This is a genomic window from Streptomyces sp. NPDC101194, assembly GCF_044767885.1.
GTDB lineage: Bacteria > Actinomycetota > Actinomycetes > Streptomycetales > Streptomycetaceae > Streptomyces.
Genome location: NZ_JBIWOS010000021.1, coordinates 18,185 through 40,308, shown reverse-complemented (window position 1 = coordinate 40,308; position 22,124 = coordinate 18,185). Strand labels below are relative to the sequence as shown.

Below are 22,124 nucleotides of genomic sequence, written 5' to 3'. Positions count from 1 at the left end.
ACGCTACGAGCGCAAAGCCGACCATTTCCTCGCCTTCACGAGTATCGCCTGCACCCTCATCTGCTACCGAAGACTCACCAATTGAGATGACTTCTTAGATGCCTCCGGGGAATACCCGTGAAGAACTGATGCACCCTCACCCTTTATCACCCACCAACTCGTAGGGCGGACGAGCCTGCGTTCCATGCCTGAAGGTGGGTGCACGAGCGCTGTTGACCGCGCAGTCCTGCAGCGTGAGACCCTTCGGTCGGGAGTCGCAGGAGACGTCGTGAAGTGGAAGCGAGAGGCGCGAAATGGGATCTGGCGGGCCTACAGGCGCGGGGCTGGCTCCGGTGGAGACCGCTGGTCACCTTTTGGAGAGGATTCAGCAGGGCAACGTGTACGCCCGAAGGAAGAAGAAGCATTTCCGTCTGGCCTCTTCGGCTCTGAAGGTGCTGACGCTCTCGATGTCCGCTGCCTCAACAATCATCCTCGGCCTGCAGAACCTGAACTTCTGGGCCGACTTGGCCTTCGCGCTCGTGGCGCTGGTCACCCTGCTGGGAGCCGTTGAGTCGTTCTTCAACTGGAGGTCACGATGGGTGTTGATGGAGGAGACGCAGTACCGGTTTCAGCGTCTCGCTGATGACCTCGAGTACCTCATTGCCTCAACTCCCGCTGACGATCTCACTTACGATCGGCTCCGGCCTTTCTTCGACACATACCAGGGTGTGTGGGCGCACCTGAGCGAGCGTTGGCTGCAAGAGCGTCGCACGTCGACATCCTCGTCCGAGAGTCGATGAGCCGTCGGCTCCGTGTGGCACATCAGGTCGAAGCCGGCGGTGCCCCAGTTGGTGCCGGGGACAGGGATGGCGTCGGCGTGGCCGTCCGTGGCCGGATGGTGTGTCGTCGGGGTCATCGGCCGGCCTCCGCCAGGGTCCCGGTGGCGCGAGGGAAGCTGGGTCGGGGGGTGCGCTGCGCGAGGACCAGGAGCTCGCGGTTGCGGCGCTGCTGCTCGCGGCGAGCACGGGAGGCCGCTGGAGTGCACGGAATCCGGTCGCGGCCGCCAACGCGTGAGCGTGAAGTCCGCAGCCGCGGCTGGTCGACCGTCGCGCCCAGAGGTCGCGGCCGCCACTGAAGCCGCGGCCGCGCAACCGGCCGCACACGTCCCGACCGCGCCGGTGGCCCCGGTCGTGCTGCCCGCGCCGCGCCCGGCCCCCGTCGCCGCGGCACCGGAGCGGGAGCTCGTCGACGTCGACCAGGAGTTGGTCCGTCCTCGAGGGCCTCACTCGGGAGCAGGTCCTGGACCGACGTAACCGCACTGCCGCCGACGGCAGGTCCTCCACGGCCACATCGAGCGGCACGGCAAGCACCCGACAGATCCGTCGCGGACGGTGGAGCCGGCCAGGGACAGCTGGTGCGACCGACGGGGCGGAGCGGGGTGTCGGCCGTCTCAAATCGATCTTCGCGAAGATTTCATCTTCGTGTACAACCTTTCACCTTTGCCCCAGGTCTGCTCTGTCGGGTCAGCAGACCCCCAGACAGACTTGGGAAACACTTGCGTATTCGTGCCACTGTTGCCGCTGTCTCCGGCGCCCTGGCCCTGTCCTCCCTCGCCGTGCCGGTCTCACAGGCGAGCAGCCCTTCGTTCGCGCTGACGCGGGCGGACGCCGCCCCGGTGATCAGCAAGGTCGTTGTGAACGGTGGAAAGCCGATCGTGCTCGGTACCACCGCCACCAAGAAGGTGACGGTCTCCGTCACCGCATCCCACTCCTCGGGCATCGACGACGCTCTCTCCTACATCTGGAGGGGCCGCGACAGCGACCCGAACCTGTACGGCTTCGGGTTCCACCCGGACGCGGAAAGGGCCAAGTGCAAGGCCGCGAACGCCACAACCTCGACCTGCACCCTCACCATCACGGTCGATCCCGGATACCTGTGGAACACCAACGCCACGATCTGGCGGGTCTACGCCGGCGCATGGGGCAAGGACGGGAATTTCACCGAGAAGGACACGTTCTCCTCGATCAGGTTCCAGCGGCTGTCGCGGCTGACGGTCAACGCCTCCCCGGAGCCCGTGAAGAAGGGCGGCACCATCACGGTCACGGGCAAGCTGGACCGGGCCAACTGGGACACCCGTAAGTACGCGGGTTACGCGTCCCAGCCGGTCAAACTCCAGTTCCGGAAGAAGAACAGCAGCACATACACCACCGTCAAAACGGTGAAGGGCTCCAACACCGGCACGCTGAAGACCACGGTCAAGGCGGTGGGGGACGGCTACTGGCGCTGGACTTTCGCCGGTACGGCCTCGACCCCCGCAGTCAACGCCACCGGTGACTTCGTCGACGTGAAGTAGTCGCGCAGCGCGCGGTGGCGAGCGAACCGAAGGGCCCGGCAGGCCGGGCCCTTCGTCGTTACCGCGAGGGGCGTTCTTGCCGGGAACTACGCCGCCCCTCATCGCCCCTTCGAGGGGTCCGCCGACGACAGCGTCCTCGCTCGGTGGGGCGGCATCCCACCGCGACCGCGACCGCGACCGCGACCGCGACCGCGACCGCGACCGAGCTCGCCGAGCAGGTCCAGGCCGTGGGCTTCGACGGGGACACCGGCCGCAAGCGTCGCCCCCGACGCTCCCGCGTACGGCACGAAGCTGTATCGGAACGCGCCGAAGCCGGTCGCGGCGGCCAACGCGAAGATGTCTGGTGCGAACGCCCGCGCCCCTGCATGTCCTGGCGCCCGCACCCGTGAAGGCCGGCCCCGCCGCGGGGGCTGCAGACCCGGCCCCGGAGCAGATCCCGCCGACCGCGCCGGTTCGGTGCCGGACCCCGCCGGACGGCTACCGCCTCGCCCTCGAAGCCCATCGTGCTGCCACGCCGCCATCCCGTGCGGACCCGGCCGTTGCGGAAGCGGGGAAAGGGCAGGACCTGGCGATGCAGGAGCTGTCCCGCCAGGCGTTCCCCGGGCCCGACGTCGTCCCGGATGCGCCGGCCCCGATCGAGGCGGTCCGTGCACAGCGGCGCCGCCTGGTCACGGCGATCGAGGCCGCCGCCCTGCGCCGGGCCCGAACCGAGCGTACCGGAGCGGTCAGGGGCGACCCGCAGTTGGAGCGGGCCGCGTGACTCGCGAAGCAGCAAGGTCAGGACGTCTGCGCTCGGGCAGGAGCGCCGTCCGGGGAGTCGAGGAGCTCTCCGAAGGTGATCTTTTCTTTGTCGTACGCGAAGGTCATGGCGGCGGCGAGCACCGCCCACCGGTCGGTGCTGTGTCCGCAGTGGTCCAGCAGGATCTTCGGTGTGACCTCGGGTTCGCGGCGGGAGAGGATCTCGTCGGCCGGGATCTGGCGCACGTGTTTCAAGGTGTGATGGCGGGATTTGACGACAGCCCGGTAGACCTCGGAGCGGGTGAGGATCTCATCGACTGCGGAGGGAGTCGAGCCAGGACTGCAGGACGGCCGTCGGGGCGGGGTGCTGGCCGAGGTCGTCGTCGCTCAGCAGCCTCAGCACACCTCGTCTTCGCCCTTGGTGGCTGGGATGGACGCCGCCGTGTTCAGGAACCAGTCAGGAGCTGTGAGTGCCGCCCACGATGCGGGCTCCGCGATTGCGGTAGAGGGGGATGCCGGCGTGTGTGGCGATGCAAGTGACAAGACTGGTCAGGAATCGAGAAGCCCCGGGCGCCGAGCAGCCCCTAGCGTGATGGCCATGGCAACCACCACTTCCACCGCATCCCGCACGTCCATCGCATCCGTCACCCTCGAGGTGGCCGACACCGAGGCCGCCCACCGCTTCTACACCGCCTTCGGAGTGGACACGCGCATACACCTGCGGGCGTCCGAGGCACACTCCACCGGATTCCGCGGCTTCACCCTGGCGCTCACGGTGTCCCGGCCGACCACCGTCGACAGCTTCCTCGGCGCCGCCGAGGACGCCGGCGCCACGGTACTGAAGCCCGCCGTGAAGTCGCTGTGGGGCTACGGCGGCGTCGTCCAGGCCCCGGACGGGACGATCTGGAAGATTGCGACCTCGGCGAAGAAGGACACCGGCCCCGCCATCTGCGAGATCGACGAGATCGTCCTCCTGCTGGGCGTCGAGGACGTGAAGGCCAGCAAGCAGTTCTACGTCGGCCGGGGCCTCACCGTGGCCAGGAGCTTCGGCGGCAAGTACGCAGAGTTCACCTCCGACGAGTTCAGCCCCGTCAAGCTGGCGTTGTACAAGCGCCGCGGCCTGGCCAAGGACCTCGGCGTTCCCGCCGACGGCACCGGATCGCACCGCATCGTTCTCGGCGGCACCGCCGGCCCCTTCACCGACCCGGACGGATTCGCCTGGGAAGCCGCCGGGTAGCACGCTCCCGCGCTGTCCACGGCGCCACCACTGTCCTGACTCACGGCCCCGCACTCCCGCCCCGGCCCGCCTCATCCCCGTACGACAGGAAACCTGCCATGCAGTCCACGAAGTCGTCCGCCGACAGCTCCGGCACGAGCGCTGAGCAGTACGACGGATTCACCGCCGAGGAGCGGGCCGCGATGTAAGGAGCACGCGCGGGAGCAGAAGAAGGCGGCGGCGCGGCGCGGTTCGTCCCGCGCGGAGAGGGAGCGGCAGCCGAGCGGGACGTTCTCGCGAAGATCGCTGAGATGCCGGAAGCGGACCGGGTCCTCGCCGAGCGGATCCACGACATCATCAGGACCGCCGCTCCAGGCCTCACGCCCAAGCTGCGTACGCCAGAGACGGCAAGGTCCTCTGCCACTTCCAGAGCGCGCAGAAGTTCAAGTCGAGGTATGCCACGCTCGGCTTCAGCGACCAGGCGGCACTCGACGACGGCGCCATGTGGCCGACCGCCTACGCCTTGAGGGAGCTGACCGCGGCCCGATCCGGGTGCTGGAGAAGTGCGGATGTGTGGTGACGGGCCATGAGCGCGGATTCGCGAACGCACGGGGTGAGGAGGTCGACGAGGTCGTCCTCACCCTGGTCGACTGACCTGTTCGGAGGCCGCCGACGTGCGAGCGGGTCACTGCTCGCCGTCGGCCGACAGCCGGTGCACGCCGGTGTGGGAGCGGTCCGTCTCCCTGGCCGGCTCCCGGGTCGAGGGATCTGCCTCGTACCTCGATTCGAGTTCGGCGGCGATCCGGTCACGCTCGGGGCCAGGCATCGGCTCGCGGGCCGGAGACTTGCGGGGCATCGGGGTTTTCTTCCCATGAAACAGCAGCTCGCCTCGTGATCCTCTGGTGGTCGCGGATGACCAGCCCTCGCCCAGGTCGGCCGAGCAGTGAATGCGGGCGGCTGGCCCGCACTGGCTCGGCACGCCATCCTTGAGTGCGTGTTTCTCAGCCCCGGTTCTGAGTAGCCCTACGCCGACTTCGTGTCCGAGGACGCCGGTCGGGCCAGGGAAAGGATCTGCCGGGGCGGTGGCGAACGGCTGAGGCCGGGACCCCGGCCCGGGCGGAGTTCTGTTCGTCAGCTGTCTTCGACTGCTGTGCGGCGACGGAAGGCGGCTTGGTGGCAGCGCCCTGAGCAGCAGCGAGCCGGTGTAGGTAGTACTGGACGGCACGCGAAGCCTCTCGGCCGGGACTTGATCTCCGCAGACTCGTCCCTGCCAGGGGCTTCACGCGCATCTGACCTCCGGTCACCGCCCCGACACCCGCACGCGGCCACGCACCGCAGCCATCACGTTGCCGAGAAGACCTCAGTCGGCCTCGATGACCGGCGTCGAGCCCGGGAACTCCGGCGGCAGACCGTCCGGAGGAACGGTCCCGCGCACCAACCCTGCAAGATAGGAGGTCAGGTCTCCCGCGTACGCGCACCAGTCGTCGTTGTGACCACTGACCAGAATGGACCACGACGCGCTGTCCGCTTCCGATGTCTTCCAGTAGAAGACGTCTCCCTCCGAGGAATCGCCCCATGGGAGGAGCCCACCCGGCTCGGGGAACGGAACATGGCCATGCGACATTCCGGCGTCACGAAGCTCCGCCAGGTTACCGAGGAGCCCCTGCACGCCGGCGACGAAATACTTCTCCTCGCCGGGGGATGGGATGTGCAGCCCCAGGAAGTCGTCCACCGTGAAAGGGGGGTATGCCTCCGCGAGGGCGACGAAGTCCGGGGGCAGTACGACACCAATCTCGCGCCGGACGAACTCCCAGTCGACGCTCCGGCGCTCGGCCGACCGAATGTCCAGCAACGCTGGTACGGCCTCCTCCAGTTCTCGCAGACTCAACAGGTCACCTGGCTTCCGGGGGTATTGGAGACGGGCGCATCGAAGAGCACCCCGTTGGATGTCGAGGCGGTCATTCTGATGCCCGTCGGGATATTGTTCCGCCCGTTACCGTACTCGAGCTGCCCGGAGTAGGTGACCGGCTGCCCCGACTGAAGGGCGCTCGCCATTTTGTTCTCACACCTCTTCATGGCGGGATCGTTCATCTCGCGGAAGCCGGTGAAGATGTTCTCCCTCACCCAGGATCCATTGAAGCGGTCACCGAGGATGTGGGAGCGGTTGAAGATCCACTGCCGATTGCGGTCCCGCTTGGAGACATAGCCCGGCGGCTCCCATGTACCGGACCTGCTGCCCCGCGAGTTCGGCGGCTTCAGGTCCGACGGGCAGATCAGCGCGGTCACGCCGGTGGGCGCGCCGTCCTGCAGGGGCTGGTAGCTGTAGCGCTGTTCGCGGGACTGGGTGTCGCACCGGTCCTGGCTGGCGCTCGACGCGCTCGGAGCCGGACCCCCGCCGGTGCCGCTGCCGGAACAGCGCGCGCCGACCCTGCGCAGGTCCGTCCACTGGTGGGTGCCCGACTCGTTGACGATGACGAGGCGGTCGACCCGGGGGCCGCCGCCGTTCGGCTCGCACAGGCTCTCCCGCGCCTGCCGGAACTGCTGTCCGGTCGACAGGAGTTGCTCCAGGCCGGTCGTGGTGGCCAGTGCCAAGACCGGGCCCACGCCCGGTTCGAGGCTGACCTGCAGCACCCGTTCGAACCCGGGCGGTGCCTTCTCGCGCCCGGCGTCCGCGGAACCCTGCCGTTCACCGTTGAGCTGCTCGGCGCCGAGACTCATCTGCGACCCGAGCTGCCCCGGGCTCCGCACGGTCTTCGCCCGCACGGCGCGCTTGGCCTCCTGGCCCTGGCGGGTGGTCGTGTAGAAGTAGTCGGCCTGGTAGGTCTTACCGCCGGCCTTGTAGGGTCCGGCCCACGTGACCTTCGCCTTCGGATCGGTGCGCAACAGCCGCGCGACCTGCTGCAGGACGCGTCGGTTCTCGACCTTGTCGGTGGTGGGGAGGATCTCGCGCAGGTCCTCGGGGTTCTCCAGGCGGCGGGAATCGACGATCGTCCCCAGATCGGGCATCACGCCCTGGCTGAGGCTCTTCTCGAGCGCATCGACTGCCTTGTCACCGGCTGTCGTGTCACTGGTCGGTCTGTCCTTCGTCATCAGGTCCAGCAGCTTCGCCACGGTGGGCTTCAGCGGAGTGGCGACCGAGATGTCGTCCGGTCGCAGGTTGCGCGCGTGCAGACGGCTGCCCACCTTTGGGTCCGATCCGTACTCGGCGGACGAGTACACCCAGGCGTAGTCCGTGTGCTTCACGGTCCGCCTGGTGCCCCACGCGATGTTGGGCCGGGATCCGCTGACATTCTTGGACTGCTTGGGCTTCAGAGTGCCCAGGGGATGGGGCTGGTCCGGCACGCGCGGGAGGCTGAGATAGAGGGTGGCCGCGCCCGCTTGGTCCCCGCTGTTCGTGACCGTGAAGGAGTACGGGCACGGATTGCTCGTGCACAGGTACCCGCTGTTGTTGGTGATGGTGAAGTCCGGCCCCATGGACTTGGAGACCACCTCCGACGACGTGGCGGGGGCGACAGCGGTGGCCGCGGCGGAAGTGGCGGCCGACCGGACCGCAGTCGCCTGCTCGGCGCTCGCCGGCTTCGGAACCATCAACAGGTACGAGCTGTAGTCACTGTTCGTGTAGTCGACGGGCGTGACCGTAGCGCGGGGAGCGGACAGCTCCGCTTTGCCCTTGGCGCGCCGGGGCGCGTGCCAGGCAGCGGGTTTGACCGGGCTTTGGTGGCTGGGATCCCCGCCGATGGCGAGCACGGTGTAGGGAGAGGCATCGGCGAGGACGACGGTCCAGCCCTGTGCCGTGTACGAGATCGCCTTGTGCCCCTCGATCGTTCCCGCGTTCTGCTCCACGGCTTCGGGGTCGGAGGTGACGTGTGTGACCACCGAGGCAAGTGACTTCGGTGTCAGGGAACCGGCGTTCACGGCGAAGTTGTTGAACATGTAGTAGCCGGAGCGCTTCTTCGGCGCCACCCAGTGGCCGGTGCTGGTCAGATCCCTGCCGTACGACGGGCCCTGCTGTGCCCAGAAGTCCGAGTCGCCCTTCAGGTAGAGCTGGTCACCGGACCACGCCATGGCGGACTTGCCTGCCACAGGTTCGCTCAGGATTCCCGACGCCTGTCCCGAGGCGGTAACCGTCAGATCCGCGTGGGTCGTCGGCGCGTGCTGGACGGGGGCATAGGCCGTCGATATGTTCACGGCCTGAAGGGCACCCAGCGCCCGAGCGGCCGACGCCCCCCGATGGGCCGGTGACACACGAGGGACCGAGGCTTCCTGGTGGGAGCCGGACCCGCTTGGCCACAGCACGTACACGAGGCTCGCGAGCACCGCCAAGGCGACACCTATGGCGATGAACGGCCGGGTACGCCCTCGTCGGAGCCATGCGGTGGTCGGCCGCGAGGGCGGCAGCGGAGGCACCGCGGGCGGCTGTACCGGCAGCGGAGGCACCGCGGGCGGCTGGACCGGCGGCGGAGGCACCGCGGGCGGCACGGGTAACGCTGTGGTAGGGCGCGCTGATTCGCCGGAGGGGGGAGGGACCGCCGGGGGAGGGCCCGGCGGAGCGGGGGGTGCCTGCGGTATCGGTGGGACGTCGCCTGGGGTTTGCTGCCGTGGCGAGGGCTTCGAGTTGCCGGATCCAGCCTCTTCGCCGATTCCGTCCTGCCCCGCGGATCCCGGATTCCTGTCTTGGTCTCCCACAGCGACTCCCCCAAGTAGCTTCCGTTGGTCCCGGCGCTTGAGGAAGATACGGCACCCTGCGGGAACCTCCCAGAGCGTGCTTCGAGCGTGCACTGCGCGTCCATCAGATCTCCACGCACCACGAACCGAGTCTCGGCTTTCGCTGTTCTGACAGGCCGGCCAGAGAACGGTGTGTGGTGGAGTCGGAGAAAGCGACGCCGCGGGTGGCCGCGGCGCTGTACCGGGCGTCAGCACACAGACAGACTGTTCAAGCGGCGCGGCAAGAAGGTGTTCGGTGCCGCCTGGCAGCACGACGGCGCGGCGGCCGGAAGCCACCCGGTCGGGCGCGGCACCTGCTTTGTGGTGGTCGTGATCGTGGCCGAGTCGGCGTTCCTCACCAGGCCGGTCGCCTTGCCGGTCGTGGCCCGGCTGTGGCGGCCGAAGACCGGCGTGTCCAAGGTCGAACTCGCGGCATCCGTGACGAGGCTGCTGGCCGTATGCCTGAACCGGCCGCTACACGTGGTCGCGGACGCCGTCCACCACGGCAAAGCCCTGCGCACCTGCCCTGGCAAGCGCCGCCCCGGCGCCGATCACCAGATATGCGTGGCGGTGGTCCACCGAAACCGAGATCCTCCCCTATCGAAGATCCACGTCCGAGACAGGCCTTGGAGGTCTTGGTACTTCAGTTGCGTTGATATCTGGCTGCCATCGCGTGGAATACCTTCTTCGGTTCCCAGCGCGTCTCGTTGAGCATACGGACGACGCCATAGGAGCCAAGGTCATGCTCCCCGAGCCTGCTGTAACCGGCGAAGGTGAACCAGAGCGCGGTGTCCACGCCTTCCTCCTCGAAGATGCCGAGCAATTCGGTGAGGTAGCGCGCCTGCTCGTCCTCGTCCGGGACCGCGCCGTGCGGCACCTGCCAGGCCATGCTGCCACGTTCTCCTGCGCCCTGGTACGCACAGGTTCCGTACTCGGTCACCACGACGGGCTTGCCGTGGGCCAGGTGCCCACGCAACTCGTCCCGGAAGCTCTCGGCGTTGTAGGCGGCCCGGTAGGCATCGATGCCGACGAGATCGAACACATCCCAGTCGACGAACTCCCAGGGGGCCGAGGCGTAGGTGACTTGTCCGCCGAAGTGCGTACGGACGGTCGCGGCGATCTGGGAGAGGAAGTCATTGAGGCGTTCTTGCACCGGTCCGAGGGAGGACCACCACTCCAAGTCGGCGCCGGCCATGGCCCGCAGGCGGTCGCCATAGGTGTCACCAGGTAGGAAACCGCTGCAGAACGCGCTGACCTCGCAGCCGGCGACGAACACCACATCGGCTTCGGCCTCCCTTAGGGCTTCGGCCCGCTGGGCGCAGTCGACGAAGAACGGGAGCAACTGGGCGCGTGGAAGGTCCACAGGAAAGGGGGCGAACCAGACCTCAAGGCCCACGTCCGCAGCATGCCGGGCAGCGATGCTCAACCGTTCGGGTTCTCGCCCGGAGATACGAACGGCGTCACAGTGGAGATCCCCTGAGATCACCGCCATGTCGTGCCGGACCGCCTCAGGGGTGAAGCTCTTGCGAGAGAGTTCTTCCCCTGGGAGGAACCCGGTGTCGTAGTTGATGCCCCGTGCGCGCACGTCCATGTCCCTTCACTTGAGCGTTGCCGATGTTCCAGCAAATCAAAGACGCGCTGGGGTTCTTGGCCAGAGGGCGTAACAGCTCCCACCCTGTATGGCCAGGGCCGCACGCCGGGCCTGGCTTTCTCCCCGATGGTCGCCGCACGTCCGTTCCGCCACTGTTCACCGGTCGGCAGGTTGATGTCGACTCTTCGGCTAGCTTCCCGGCTGCCGAACATGGCCGATGGGACCGCAGCGGTGGCCGGGCGCCGGCAACTACGGTCACGAGCAACCTTGTGTGGACGCCCCTGGAGCGCGGCCCGGCCGAGCCGGCCCCGACGAGCTGCGGCGAGCGACGCCGCCTCGCCGCTACGACGGCCGGGAGGCCGCCCAGTGGCCGAGTGGGCGGCGAGGTGAACGCGCAGACCACGGGGAGCCGCGCTCGGGGGTGTCGAGCGCGGACGCGTTCATCCGCGTCCTGGGCCAAGTACCCGCCTCGCCGGACGTCGTATCAGGGGTACATGACGAAGCCCTTCCCGGGTGGAGGGAAGGGCTTCGTGGGTGAGCGCTGGGCAGGCCTTGCACCTGCATTTCCCCGCGGGAAGCGGGGCGTCTTTCCTTGGACCACCAACGCAACATCATTCACCGCGAGTTGCGGCGAAGTGACAAGATCAACTATAGCGCACCCTGACCTCGACCGGGACTTTCCCAGCCGATCCTCTGCCGGTCGCGGCCCGTGCTGACCGCCAGGACGGGTACCCGGTTGGCGAGGCCCGCGACGACCGTGGCGCAGCACCGTCGGCCCGCTGGGAGGCATCACCCGACAAGCATGAAGAGACCGGCAGCCCCAGAGCGCGGCAGCGCAATTCACCTGTCGAACCAGACGGTCGGTGGGTTCCCTCGCCGATGGATATGCAGTGAGAACACGGGCCGGACCGTGTGGTGCCGGCGCTGGGAGCTTTGGCGCGGCAGATCGAACTTCACCGAGACAGGGCAGGTGGTGCGCCGAGCGGGGGAGCCGCTCGGGCCGGGTCACCTTCAAGGCGTCGCCGTCGCGCAACAACTGCATGACGAGGTCGAGTTTCGGGTGCTGCCCTCGGGTGTGCCGGCCGTGTTTCTCCTGCGACGGAGCCCGGTCGCGGCACGCCCGACGATTCAGCCCTGGAGGGAGGCGAGCCAGGCGGTCAGCAGGCGGTTGACCTCCTCGGGACGCTCCTGCTGGATCCAGTGCCCGCAGCCGTCCAGGATGTGGGTGGAGGCCAGGCCGGGGAGGGTGGCTGGGTAGGCGTCGATCGCGTCGGCCATCCAGGTCGTGGAGGCGTCCAGGGCGCCGCCGATGAACAGGGACGGCTGCTTGATCGGGGCGCCGCCGTACTGGGCGAGGTCCTCCCAGTCGCGGTCCATGTTGCGGTAGCGGTTGAGGGCCCCGGTCATGCCGGTGCGCTCGAACTCCCCTGCGTACACGTCGAGGTCGTCCTCGGTCAGCCAGGCGGGCAGCTTGCCGCTGGGGAAGCGGTCGCGCAGTCGGCCGCCGGTGCGGGCCACAAAGTGCGGGTCGGGCTCGCCATGAGTGGGCATGGTGTCGGCGGACAGGGCCGCGTAGAAGCCCGCGAGCCAGCCCCGGAGGTCGGGCTCCATCTCCGCTTCGGCCCGGCCGGGCTCCTGGAAGTACGAGACGTAGAACTCCTGGTCGCCGCCCATCTGCGCGAAGACGTCGGTGGGGCGGGGGCCGCCGGGCGGCGCATAGGGGACGCTCAGCAGTCCGACGGCGCGAAAGACCTCGGGGTGGAGCAAGGCGGAGGCCGCCGCGATGTTGGAGCCCCAGTCGTGCCCGACGACCACCGCCCTCTCCTCGCCCAGGGCGCGCACCAGGGCGACGTTGTCCTCCACCAGGTCGAGCATCCGGTAGGCGTCCGTCGTGGCCGGCTTGGAGGAGCGGCCGTAGCCGCGCACATCGAGCGCCACGGCCCGGTACCCCGCTGCCGCGAGGGCCGGGAGCTGGCGGCGCCAGGAGTACCAGGACTCGGGGAAGCCGTGGACGAGCAGGACCAGTGGCCCGGTGCCCTGCTCGACCAGATGCAGGCGCCCGGCGGGTGCCTCGATGGTGTGGTGGCGCAGGTCGGCGGACGGCGCGGGCTGGTGCATGGCTTCTCCTTGGTTCACGGGCGGCCGCGGTTGCCCACCGATCATGCGGCGCTGTGGCCGCCCGACGCGAGTACCCTTGCCATCCTGGCAAACTTGCAGAACAGGGCGGTGGAGGTGCCACGGCCGGAGAGAGCGGGGCGACGGTGACGAACGACGGCATAGCGGACACGCTGGCGGCCATGGGCCCCCGGTTGCGGACCGCGCGCGAGCAGCGCGGCGCCACACTCACCGGCGTCAGCTGCGCGACCGGCATCTCGCTGAGCACGCTGTCGCGGATCGAGACCGGCCGGCGCAAGCCGACCCTGGAGGTGCTGCTGCAGCTCGCGAAGGCGTACGACATCTCCCTGGACGAACTGGCCGGTACCGAACCCGTCGCCGCGGCCGGACCGCGCACCCCGATGCCGCAGCGTCCCGGCGACGACAAGGCGGTGCTGCCGCTGACCCGGTACGTGGGGGGCCTGCACGCCCACAAGCACGTCCTGCCCGCCGTCGACGTGCCGTCCACGCGGCCGCGGCAGGTCTCCCACGACGGGTACGAATGGCTGTGCGTCCTCTACGGGCGGCTGTGGCTGGCGCTCGGCGAGCAGGACCTTGTCCTGAGCGCCGGGGACGTCGCCGAGTTCGACACCCGCACCGCCCACGGAGTTGCAAACGCCGGACCCGGCGGACCGGTCGAGTACCTGATCATGTTCGGACCGCAGGGCGAGCGCCTACGACCGCGCACCCCGGCCCTCGGCCGCAGGGCCCGGTAGTGCGGAGCACAGCGTTCTGGGACCCCCCACGCGACGGGTTCCTGCACCCTCACGCCTCGGCGGCGCCCGCATCGCGCAGCGGGCGCAGGCCGCCGGGGGCGGGGATTCTTCGCCCCTTGTCGCGGCGTGGCGTCTGGCCCAGTGCTGCAAGCCTGCCGCGGCGGTACGCGGCCAGCCACCGCTGCGCGGCGCGGTAGGGCACGTGGCCTGCGGCTGCGGCTGCCTTCAGCATCACTCCGTTGTGCAGGTGCGGGGCCAGCACCCAGCAGCGGGCCATCGCCACCGGCATCTCCTCCGGCGGCAAGGGCGGGGAGTTCGGTGGCTCCTGCGGCTTCTACCCGACGAAGAACATGCAGTCGTCAGGATCGATGTTCAGGAGAACGGGTTCATCAACACAGTGGTCCTCGGGGCCTGGTTCGAGCGTCGCTACGAGCGAGATCGCTGACGGCAGGGCGGTTGCCGCGTGTTCGGATGTGGGGTGGTCGGAAGACGCGACAGGCGCGCCTTGAGAGAGTGCGCCTGCGTGCTGTTGCTGCCCGGTCAGGCGCGGCCGTTGTAGTAGAGGACGTCCCAGTGGCTCTTCTCGCGTGCATACACGTTGCCCGCTGGTGACTTGTAGAGCTTCGTGCCGTCCTTACGGGCGCCGGCCCGCTTGAAGTGGCCGGGGACGTATCGGTCCAGGCACCCATCCTGCTTGGACATGTCCACCTTGTAGCCGTTGCGGTGGGAGTACGTGCCCGCGCTGTGGCCCATCTCGGTTCCGGCGGTGATGATCACTCGGCACTTGCTGAGATTCTTGAAGGCGATCACGCCTGTCACGGTCGTTTTGTTGATGTTGGTGAAGGAGGTGCATCCCCTCTTGTTCCAGTCGGCGCAGCCCTTGCTCGATGCCCAGGAGACACCCGCCTTACGGAACTGAGCCGCTGCGTCGTTGTGTCGGGCGTACTTTGCGGGTGCCGCGTCCGCCACGCCGACGGACAGCAGGACAGAGCCCATCACTGCTCCAGCCAGGGCAGACCAGATCTTGTTCATCCAGTTTCCTTCACGGGTGCGCTGCGCGAGTGCGCAGACAAGATCCATTGCGTGTGATCTCGATTGTGGCAACGCGCGCACAAGGGGAAAATCCCTCGCAGGAGTGACGCACGGACGCTGCGACGTTTCTGCGGCTGACGCAGTAACCCGTTCAGGGCGGCCATGACGCTGGCCGCACCCTGCTGGGAAGGGAACAAGTAACTCCACTCCTCCTACCGGTCCCACAAGGAGGACTCTCCCGGGCACACGGAGGAGCAGGCCTCGGAAGTCCGGCGCCCCCAGGAGGGGTTGCGCCGGCTGAGTGCCGAGGTTGTCACGCATCCATTCTGGGATTCCCTGAGCGGTCCTGATCTGGTCGACGCCCGCATGGTGCTCACGTGCGTGCACGAGCAGTCCGGGGACGAGGCGTAGCCATGCGTGCTCCGGAGGGCATGTTGCTATGCGGACCGGCCAACCCTCACACCGAGATGATCTCCGGTTACGAGAATCTTGCCAGAGCCGCCTAAAGGAGTACGCAGACACCGTCACCGGTCTGCCGTGTGGTGGGCACCCCTGTCTCGTAGCAGGGATGATCTCGGCGATCCGCCCGTTCGCCCTGGTCGGTGAGGTCGCGGCCGAGGTGTCCGGTGATCTGATGCGGCGACCGGCGGTGGCGAGCACGTTCACCTCGGAGCACAAGGTCCGGGTGGTCGAGCTCGGACCAGGCTGGTGACCGTGCGGTGACGCCTTGGCGAACCGTGAGGTCGATGCGCCTGTGACAGAACGAAGACGTCGCGGAGGACGGCCTGTGACTCGGTGCGGGATACAAATACTTCCGACCGCATGCACCTGCGTTACTCCCGGGGGAACACCGTGAAGTACACCCGTATCACTGCTCTCGCCGCCATCGGCGTCGCCGCCACCCTCTCGCTCACCGCCTGTGGCAGTGACAGCTCCCAGAAGGACTCGTCCTCCAAGGGCTCCTCGTCCTCGTCCTCTTCGTCCTCGGACGGTGGCTCGAAGCCGGAGGGCAGCTCGGGCTCCGGCGGCTCGGGGGCCGGCAACGCGAAGTCGGGATCCGGCGGCTCGGGGGCCGGCGACGCACAGTCGGGTTCCGGCGAGGACACCAAGGCAGGGGCATCCGCGAACAGTGCGACGAGGACCGGCGGGAAGGTCACGTTCTGCAAGACGCAGGACCTGGCCATCGACGCCAGGGACGCCGCGCCCGACAAGGACTCCGGCAGGATCGACATCACCATGGTCAACCGCGGTTCGACCACCTGCTCGGCGACGGGCTTCGCGGGCGTCGACATCAAGGACGCCGACCACACCTCGAACCCCATCGAGCGCGGCCACGCCCAGCCGCGCATCACCACCCTGAAGCCCGGCGACGCCGCCGTCTTCAACCTCGCGTACACCATCGACAACACCGGCAACAGCCTCGCGTCCCCGATCAACATCCTGGTGACGCCCCCGAACGAGACCCACACCGTGAACCTGAAGTGGCCCGCGGGCGCGGGAGCGATCAAGGGCGCCTACACCGACGTCGAGGTCTACCCCACGCACACGACCGAGTAGAGGTGGCGCCCGCGGCGTCGGAGCTGCCTGTGGCCTGGCGGGCCAGGTCGTCCAGCACGGTGTCGCCGTCGAGGACCTGTGCGGTGAACCGTTCCATCAGCGCCGGGTCGACTCCGCTGCCGGACTCGGTGATGCGGGCGCGGCCCTGGGCGACGGGGGCCGATGACCCGTGGGTCGTCGGAGCCGGCGGCGGCTTCGGCCTCGGCGAGCGCCCGGTACAGCGAGGCGACCGAGGGGTGCTTGCCTGCGGGCCCGCTGGCTCAGCCTTCTGGTTGGTGGGTGCGCTCGAAGTCGCGGCCGGCCGGGGTGGCCGTCGCACACCTGCTATCGGTCCGTTCCCAGAGTCGTTGGGGCCCGAAGCCACCGTGCTCGCGGTCGGCTCGATTCGGCTACGCGTCGCGCCTGTGCAGCAGCAGGCTGCCGACGAGCAGCGCGGCCGCGGCCCACGTGGCGAGCACGCCCAGCCCGGCCCATGGGCCGATGGGCAACTCGCGCAGATGGACGGTGGATTGGACTGCAAGTCCGGCGGTCATGGGTGAGATCTGCTGGAGGTGGCGCTGCCACTCCGGGTCGTCGACCACCTGGGTGACGACCGGGAAGAGATAGAGCAGCCCGAGCACGGTCCCGATAGCGGTCGCCGCCTCCCGTACCGCCGTCGCCACGCCGAGGCCGAGCAGGGCGATCAGGACGAGGTAGAGGACCGATCCGACGGCCGCGCGCAGGGCCGGGCCGTCCGCCAGGGACAGCGGGGCATAGCCGTGCGCCTCGGTGAATCCGCTGCCGGGCAGGATGTAGCGGCCGGTAAGGAGCGAGGCCAGGACAGCGGCCGTTCCGGAGGCCAGGACGACCGTGGTGAGGACCGTCGCTTTGGCGGTGAGGACGGTGAGCCGATTCGGTACCGCCGTGAGCGTGGTGCGGATCATCCCGGTGCCGTACTCGCCGCTGAAGGCCAGTACCGCGAGGACGGCGATGACCGCCTGCCCGACGGTGACGCCGGTCAGGGCGAGCTTGACGGCGTCCTGACCGCACCCTGCGTCCGGGCACTTCACGGCCTTGACGGTGCCGCAGCCGATGGCCACGGTCAGCGCGACGGCGAGCAGGAGCAACCTGCCCATGTCCCCTGCGGTGCGCAGCTTCGTCCACTCCGCGCGCAGGGCGCGGCCGAAGTCCCCTCGCCACGCACCGTCCGCCGTGCTCGTGAGTCGTGCACCGCTCAGGAGACTCATACGTCCCTCCCACGCAGCCGTACCACGGCCAGACCGGAGGCGAGCGCGGCGTATCCGCACAGCACGGCGAGGCCGACCCATGGCGCCAGCGGGAAGTAGCCGGTCGACGGCTCGTACACGCTGAGCACCTGCGCGTACTGCGGCAGGGTCTGCTGGATGGCGAAGCCCGCGGCCGGGGTCACCCGCAGCAGCCAATCCGAGACGCCCGGGGGCAGTACGCCGGAGGTGGCGAGCAGGAAGGGCAGCACGATCGACGCGATGACCAGGGCGACCGCCGTGCCGCTGCGCCGCAGCAGGGCGCCGACGCCGAGAGCGAGCACGGCGGCGGCTGCGCAGAGCAGGCCGGTGCCGACCATGACGCGCACTTCGGTCGCCGACGTGACGGGGAAGACATGGAAGCCCCTGCCGCGCGCGCTGCGTTCCCCGATGGGCATGGTGATCGCGGCGGCGACCAGGCCGATGGCGAACGAGACGCCCCCGGCCACCAGCGCCTTGGCACCAAGTATCCGGCCCCGCAGGGGAGTTGCCGTCATCGTCGTACGTAGCAGTCCGCGTCGGTACTCGCCGGTGATGAACGCCGTGCCCACGGCGATCACCACGATCAGCCCGGCGAAGGTGCCGACGAGGAAGTTCTCGACGGAGAAGCCGACGCCCATGACGGGCCCGCCGACGACCGGTGCGATGTCACCGGCCCCGGTCACGGTGAACCCGCCGCCGTCGGTCTGGTTGAAGCCGCCCTTGGTTGTGTTCGTGTAGCTGCCGGAGGTGCCCGCGTCGCCGCCCACCTGTGTGCCGCGCCACGCCCCCTGGGACCAGTCGCCGGTGAGGGCGGGGCGGCCGAAGGTGCCGGTGGCCGCGGCAGGGCTGAAGCCCGTGCCCGCCGCGGTGTCCTGCTTCGCCTCCGGTGACGTCGCGAAGAGTCCGGCCTGCACGGTGCGCGCCAGCCCCGGCAGCTTCGCTTGGCCGACCTTGGTCCAGTGGGAGGCGTCGGTGGAGGTGGAACCGGTGAGAGTGTCACCGGAGCGGACCAGGCGCAGCCAGCGCGGGGACTCCTTGGCAACCTTGCCGGAAGGGGCCGCCGTGTCGTGCGTGTAGTCGTACTGCATGCGGACGCCGTGGCCGCCGGTGGCCATGACCGCCGCGTACGGGGAGCCCTGAGCAAGGCTTTCCTTCACGATGATCCCGGCCTTCGCCCAGGGCTGGGCGCCCTGGGTCGTCTTGCTGGTCCCGATGCCGGCCACACCGGTCAGCGACCGCAGGGGAACGGTGAGGGTCCCGTCGCCGGTGAGCGTCTTGTGGGCGAAGTAGAAGCTGTCGTTGACGGCCTCGCCGCCGGGGCCCTGCGGGTACGAGGCGGAGTCGGCGCCGCGACCGCCGGGGGCGGGGGCGGCCGTGCCGAGCAGGCCGACCACGATCGTCACCAGGAGCGCCCCCGTCATGGCGAGGACCCAGCCGCGTACCGTACGGAACTTCGTCCACTCGGCGTGCAGCGTCCGGGGGAACCCGCCCCGCTCAGTGCACCTCGTGGCCGTGGGACGAGGGGTGAGGGTGGCGGTCATCGCGTGGCCTCACCCGCCGGGATGCCCCGGTACTCCACTGCGTCCCGGGTGAGCTCCATGTACGCCTCTTCGAGCGTCGCCCGGTGCCTGGACACCTGGGAGAACGGCACCCCGTTCCGGGCAAGCAGGGCCACGATCTCCTCGTCGGGCAGGCCCGTGACGCCGAGGGTGCCAGGGCCGGTCGCGAGAACGGTCGCGCCCGCGCCTTGCAGGACCTCGGCGGCGCGCGGAGCCGCGGGGGTACGCAGGGTGACCCGGCCGCCGGACGCCTTGGCGAGCAGCTCGGAGACACTGGTGTCCGCGACGACCCGGCCGCGGCCGATCACCACGAGATGGTCCGCGGTGTCTTCGAGTTCGCTCATCAGGTGACTGGAAACCAGGACGGCGCGGCCCTGCCCGGCCAGAGACGACAGAAAGCCGCGCATCCACACAATGCCGTCGGGGTCGAGACCGTTGAACGGCTCATCCAGCATGACGACCGGCGGGTCACCGAGAAGCGCCGCCGCGATCCCCAAACGCTGGCGCATGCCCAGCGAGAAGCCGCCGGCTCTGCGCCGGGCCGCCGCGCCGAGGCCGGCCTGATCAATGACCTCGTCCACCCGCCGGGCCGGCACGCCCTGTGAGTGGGCCAGCCACAGCAGGTGGTTACGGGCAGTGCGGCTCGGCTGCAGCGCGGAGGCGTCGAGCAGTGCCCCCAGATGCCGAAGCGGGCGACGCAGGGTGCGGTACGGCACTCCGCCGACCATGGCCATTCCCTCCTCGGCCGCGTCAAGGCCCAGGATCACGCGCATCGTGGTGGACTTGCCCGCTCCGTTCGGGCCGACGAAGCCGGTCACCCGTCCGGGCCGCACAGTGAACGTCATCCCGTCCAGAGCCAACTGTGGCCCGAAGCGTTTACGCAGACCGATGACCTCGATCGTCGCCTTCGTACTCTCATCGCTCATGGCCCCCACCCTGTGACGGAGCGGGTTACAGGGGCCGAACGGCCGCTGTCATCTCGCTGTTAGGCGCCTCGGCATAGCCTGGCCTCGTACGTGTCCTGGTGCGGTGGCGAGAGGAGAGCATGCGGATGAAATGGGGTCCGCCCCGACGGCTCTCGGGCTCGACCGCCTGGCTCGGTCTGCGCCGTGGCACTGCCCGCACCCGCTTCACCGCCCTGTACGTGACTCTGTTCCTGCTGTCGGGAACGGCGTTGCTCGTCATCGCGGCCGTGGTGGCATCCGGCGGATCGCGCTCCAGCCAGACCGCCCCCGAGGGCGGCACTGATCAGCCCGTCACGGCGGAACAGGCCCAGGGCCGCATCGCCGAGCTGCAGCAGCAGCTGGCCCAGGCGCACGACACCCAGTCCCGGCAGATCCTGATCGGCTCCGCCATCGCCCTCGGCGTCATGACGGTGATCTCGGTCGGCCTCGGCTGGTTCGTCGCCGGCCGGGTGCTGCGCCCGCTGCGCGTAATGACAGCGGCCACCCGCCGGATCACCGCCGACAGCCTGCACGAACGTCTGGCCATCGGCGGCCCCGGCGACGAGGTGAAGGACCTCGCCGACACCATCGACGACCTCCTCGGCCGTCTGGAGGGCTCCTTCGACGCCCAGCGCCTCTTCGTCGCCAACGCCTCCCACGAGCTGCGCACCCCGCTCACCACGATGCGGGCCTCCCTGGACGTGGCCCTCGCCAAGCCGGGCCCGGTACCCGAGACCACGGCCACGCTGGCCGTCCGGATGCGCGCCGAACTCGACCAGGTGGACCGGCTGCTGGAGAGTTTCCTCGTCCTGGCTCGCACCCAGCACGGTGAGTTCACCGACTCGGCGCGGCTCGCCCTCGGCCAACTCGCGCTGACCGCCCTGACCGGACGGGTAAAGGACATCGCGGCCAAGGACCTGGACATGCGTGAAAACCGGATCGACGACTCCGCGTGGGTGTGGGGCAGTCAGACGCTATTGCGCCGCGTGGTCGACAACGTGATCGACAACGCGATCGCGCACAACGAGCCCGGGGGCTGGATCAGTGTCGCGGTAGGGGCTGAAGGAGAGGAGGCAGGTGCAGTGTCCCTCGTTGTCGAGTCCAGCGGACCGGTCCTCGACCAGCAGCGGGTGGCGGAACTCGCGCAGCCCTTCCGCCGCCTTGGCGCCGACCGGACCGGCACCGGCCAGGGCAGCGGCCTCGGCCTCTCCATCGTCGCGGCCATCACCAGGGCCCACCACGGCACCCTGGACATGCGCGCCCGCCCCGACGGCGGCCTGCGCGTCACCATCACCCTCCCCCGAACGGACGGCAGGGCGACGGCGGAATTCCCGGACACAGAGACGGGCGTGGCGCATTGAGAGTCCTGGTGGTCGAGGACGCCCGCCCCCTCGCCGAAGTCATCGCAGAGGGACTCCGCGACCAGGGCATGGCCGTAGACGTGGCCCACGACGGGCTCCACGCCGCAGCCAAGCTGGACGTCAACGCGTACGACGTCGTCGTGCTCGACCGCGACCTGCCAGGCATCCACGGCGACACCCTCTGCCAGATGATCACCGAGCGGGAAGGCCGCGTGATGGTCCTGATGCTGACCGCCGCCGACTCACCAGGCGACCGCGTCAGCGGCCTGACTCTGGGCGCCGACGACTACCTCTCCAAGCCCTTCCACTTCCCCGAACTCGTCCTACGCATCCGCGCCCTGGCCCGCCGCCGCCCAGCCGCCCGGCCCCGCACCCTGAGCACGGCGGGCATCGAACTCGACCCGATACGCCGCACCGTCAGCCGTGACGGCCACCAACTCGACCTTTCCGTAAAGGAATTCGCGGTACTCGAAGCCCTCCTGAACGCGAGCCCAGCCTTCCTCAGCACGGAGAACCTCCTCGAACAGGTCTGGGACGAACACGCCGACCCGTTCACCAACACCGTCACGGTGACCATCAGCCGCCTGCGCCGCAAACTCGGCGACCCCCCGGCCATCGCCACCGCACCCGGCGTGGGGTATCGGATCATCGACCCAGCCGCCCCACCCGACTGAGCAGCCGTCAGGGCCGGCGGCCCGCGAGTGGAGGCGCCGTGCTCAGTGCACCCGACTGGGACGAGGGGATGCGCTCCGGCACGCTGGGCAAGGTCGGCAACTGTCAGATCGGCTTCAGTGTCCATGCCGCGTCCGACACCGCGTCGTGTCCGCTGTCGTGGCGACTGCTCCTGCCCCGCGGCTGGGACGGTCCCGAAGCGCTGGAGCGGCGGGGCCGCTGCCGGGTCCCCGACGAGGAACACCACCGGCCGACATGGCAGCTCGCGCTGGACATGCTCGACGAGCTCGCCACGCTTGGCCTG

Annotated in this window: 20 protein-coding genes and 3 pseudogenes; 12 read left to right on the top strand and 11 right to left on the bottom strand. The window is 69.3% G+C overall.

Annotated features, from left to right (window positions below; genetic code table 11):
• Window positions 1–332 precede the first annotated feature (332 nt).
• The 3 genes from ACIRP2_RS38930 to ACIRP2_RS38920 all read left to right on the top strand — a co-directional run bounded on the left by ACIRP2_RS38930 (window position 333) and on the right by ACIRP2_RS38920 (window position 3,092).
• Window positions 333–779: a DUF4231 domain-containing protein gene (locus ACIRP2_RS38930; RefSeq protein WP_404258498.1), complete on the top strand. Its 447-nt coding sequence runs from the start codon at window positions 333–335 to the stop codon at window positions 777–779.
• A gap of 755 nt (window positions 780–1,534) precedes the next feature.
• Window positions 1,535–2,332 (top strand): DUF5707 domain-containing protein, encoded by a 798-nt coding sequence (locus ACIRP2_RS38925; RefSeq protein ID WP_404258497.1) that lies wholly within the window; start codon window positions 1,535–1,537, stop codon window positions 2,330–2,332.
• Window positions 2,333–2,903: 571 nt separating this feature from the next.
• On the top strand, window positions 2,904–3,092 hold the full coding sequence (locus tag ACIRP2_RS38920; RefSeq protein ID WP_404258496.1) for a hypothetical protein: 189 nt from the start codon (window positions 2,904–2,906) through the stop codon (window positions 3,090–3,092).
• Between the two features lie 17 nt (window positions 3,093–3,109).
• Here the strand turns inward: ACIRP2_RS38920 and ACIRP2_RS38915 are convergent, their stop codons facing one another.
• Entirely contained in the window at window positions 3,110–3,316 is a 207-nt protein-coding gene (locus tag ACIRP2_RS38915; RefSeq protein ID WP_404258495.1) for a hypothetical protein, read from the bottom strand.
• A gap of 346 nt (window positions 3,317–3,662) precedes the next feature.
• Between ACIRP2_RS38915 and ACIRP2_RS38910 the strand changes: the two genes are divergently transcribed.
• The 3 genes and pseudogenes from ACIRP2_RS38910 to ACIRP2_RS38900 all read left to right on the top strand — a co-directional run.
• A complete protein-coding gene (locus ACIRP2_RS38910; protein WP_404258494.1) occupies window positions 3,663–4,307 on the top strand; it encodes a glyoxalase in 645 nt (214 codons plus the stop codon).
• Between the two features lie 98 nt (window positions 4,308–4,405).
• Window positions 4,406–4,866: pseudogene (locus ACIRP2_RS38905) on the top strand (iron chaperone).
• A pseudogene (locus ACIRP2_RS38900) lies at window positions 4,827–4,940 on the top strand (GNAT family N-acetyltransferase); the annotation flags it as partial. The pseudogenes ACIRP2_RS38905 and ACIRP2_RS38900, both read left to right, overlap by 40 nt.
• A gap of 31 nt (window positions 4,941–4,971) precedes the next feature.
• On the opposite strand, the gene ACIRP2_RS38895 reads toward ACIRP2_RS38900, so the two are convergent.
• The 5 genes from ACIRP2_RS38895 to ACIRP2_RS38875 all read right to left on the bottom strand — a co-directional run bounded on the left by ACIRP2_RS38895 (window position 4,972) and on the right by ACIRP2_RS38875 (window position 12,699).
• The gene (locus ACIRP2_RS38895) at window positions 4,972–5,142 is read right to left on the bottom strand and encodes a helix-turn-helix domain-containing protein (RefSeq protein ID WP_404258493.1); all 171 of its coding nucleotides are present in this window, start codon (window positions 5,140–5,142) and stop codon (window positions 4,972–4,974) included.
• A 504-nt stretch (window positions 5,143–5,646) separates the two neighbouring features.
• A complete protein-coding gene (locus ACIRP2_RS38890) occupies window positions 5,647–6,174 on the bottom strand; it encodes a hypothetical protein (protein ID WP_404258492.1) in 528 nt (175 codons plus the stop codon).
• The gene (locus ACIRP2_RS38885) at window positions 6,171–8,474 is read right to left on the bottom strand and encodes a DNA/RNA non-specific endonuclease (RefSeq protein WP_404258491.1); all 2,304 of its coding nucleotides are present in this window, start codon (window positions 8,472–8,474) and stop codon (window positions 6,171–6,173) included. Before ACIRP2_RS38885 ends, ACIRP2_RS38890 begins: the two co-directional genes overlap by 4 nt.
• A 1,159-nt stretch (window positions 8,475–9,633) precedes the next feature.
• Window positions 9,634–10,575: a hypothetical protein gene (locus tag ACIRP2_RS38880; RefSeq protein ID WP_404258501.1), complete on the bottom strand. Its 942-nt coding sequence runs from the start codon at window positions 10,573–10,575 to the stop codon at window positions 9,634–9,636.
• Window positions 10,576–11,709: 1,134 nt separating this feature from the next.
• Window positions 11,710–12,699 carry an alpha/beta fold hydrolase gene (locus ACIRP2_RS38875; RefSeq protein ID WP_404258490.1) on the bottom strand — a complete coding sequence of 330 codons (990 nt, stop codon included), beginning with the start codon at window positions 12,697–12,699 and terminating at the stop codon, window positions 11,710–11,712.
• Between the two features lie 179 nt (window positions 12,700–12,878).
• Between ACIRP2_RS38875 and ACIRP2_RS38870 the strand changes: the two genes are divergently transcribed.
• The gene (locus ACIRP2_RS38870) at window positions 12,879–13,451 is read left to right on the top strand and encodes a helix-turn-helix domain-containing protein (protein ID WP_404258500.1); all 573 of its coding nucleotides are present in this window, start codon (window positions 12,879–12,881) and stop codon (window positions 13,449–13,451) included.
• 49 nt (window positions 13,452–13,500) lie between these two features.
• Here ACIRP2_RS38870 and ACIRP2_RS38865 read toward each other — a convergent pair whose 3' ends face one another.
• Together ACIRP2_RS38865 and ACIRP2_RS38860 are read right to left on the bottom strand one after the other, a co-directional pair.
• Window positions 13,501–13,728 (bottom strand): hypothetical protein, encoded by a 228-nt coding sequence (locus ACIRP2_RS38865; RefSeq protein ID WP_404258489.1) that lies wholly within the window; start codon window positions 13,726–13,728, stop codon window positions 13,501–13,503.
• Between the two features lie 263 nt (window positions 13,729–13,991).
• Entirely contained in the window at window positions 13,992–14,483 is a 492-nt protein-coding gene (locus ACIRP2_RS38860; protein WP_404258488.1) for a hypothetical protein, read from the bottom strand.
• Window positions 14,484–14,922: 439 nt separating this feature from the next.
• On the opposite strand from ACIRP2_RS38860, the gene ACIRP2_RS38855 reads away from it, so the two are divergent.
• Complete coding sequence (locus ACIRP2_RS38855; RefSeq protein WP_404258487.1) at window positions 14,923–15,195, top strand: DUF6192 family protein; 273 nt, start codon at window positions 14,923–14,925, stop codon at window positions 15,193–15,195.
• Between the two features lie 140 nt (window positions 15,196–15,335).
• Window positions 15,336–16,040 carry a DUF4232 domain-containing protein gene (locus ACIRP2_RS38850; protein ID WP_404258486.1) on the top strand — a complete coding sequence of 235 codons (705 nt, stop codon included), beginning with the start codon at window positions 15,336–15,338 and terminating at the stop codon, window positions 16,038–16,040.
• A gap of 389 nt (window positions 16,041–16,429) precedes the next feature.
• Here ACIRP2_RS38850 and ACIRP2_RS38845 read toward each other — a convergent pair whose 3' ends face one another.
• Genes ACIRP2_RS38845 through ACIRP2_RS38835 form a run of 3 tightly spaced genes read right to left on the bottom strand, consistent with a single transcriptional unit; the run spans window position 16,430 to window position 19,769 of the window.
• Complete coding sequence (locus tag ACIRP2_RS38845) at window positions 16,430–17,266, bottom strand: ABC transporter permease (RefSeq protein WP_404258485.1); 837 nt, start codon at window positions 17,264–17,266, stop codon at window positions 16,430–16,432.
• Window positions 17,263–18,825, bottom strand: a complete 1,563-nt coding sequence (locus ACIRP2_RS38840; protein ID WP_404258484.1) for an ABC transporter permease subunit — start codon at window positions 18,823–18,825, stop codon at window positions 17,263–17,265. The genes ACIRP2_RS38845 and ACIRP2_RS38840 overlap by 4 nt, the downstream gene beginning before the upstream one ends.
• The gene (locus tag ACIRP2_RS38835) at window positions 18,822–19,769 is read right to left on the bottom strand and encodes an ABC transporter ATP-binding protein (protein WP_404258483.1); all 948 of its coding nucleotides are present in this window, start codon (window positions 19,767–19,769) and stop codon (window positions 18,822–18,824) included. The genes ACIRP2_RS38840 and ACIRP2_RS38835 overlap by 4 nt, the downstream gene beginning before the upstream one ends.
• A gap of 119 nt (window positions 19,770–19,888) precedes the next feature.
• Here ACIRP2_RS38835 and ACIRP2_RS38830 point away from each other — a divergent pair, with 119 nt between their 5' ends.
• From ACIRP2_RS38830 to ACIRP2_RS38820, 3 genes and pseudogenes are all read left to right on the top strand, one after another.
• Entirely contained in the window at window positions 19,889–21,148 is a 1,260-nt protein-coding gene (locus ACIRP2_RS38830) for a sensor histidine kinase (protein WP_404258482.1), read from the top strand.
• Window positions 21,145–21,822, top strand: coding sequence for a response regulator transcription factor (locus ACIRP2_RS38825; RefSeq protein ID WP_404258481.1), 678 nt, complete (start codon window positions 21,145–21,147; stop codon window positions 21,820–21,822). The genes ACIRP2_RS38830 and ACIRP2_RS38825 overlap by 4 nt, the downstream gene beginning before the upstream one ends.
• Window positions 21,823–21,899: 77 nt before the next feature.
• Window positions 21,900–22,124 (top strand): annotated as a pseudogene (locus ACIRP2_RS38820) (transposase); the annotation flags it as partial.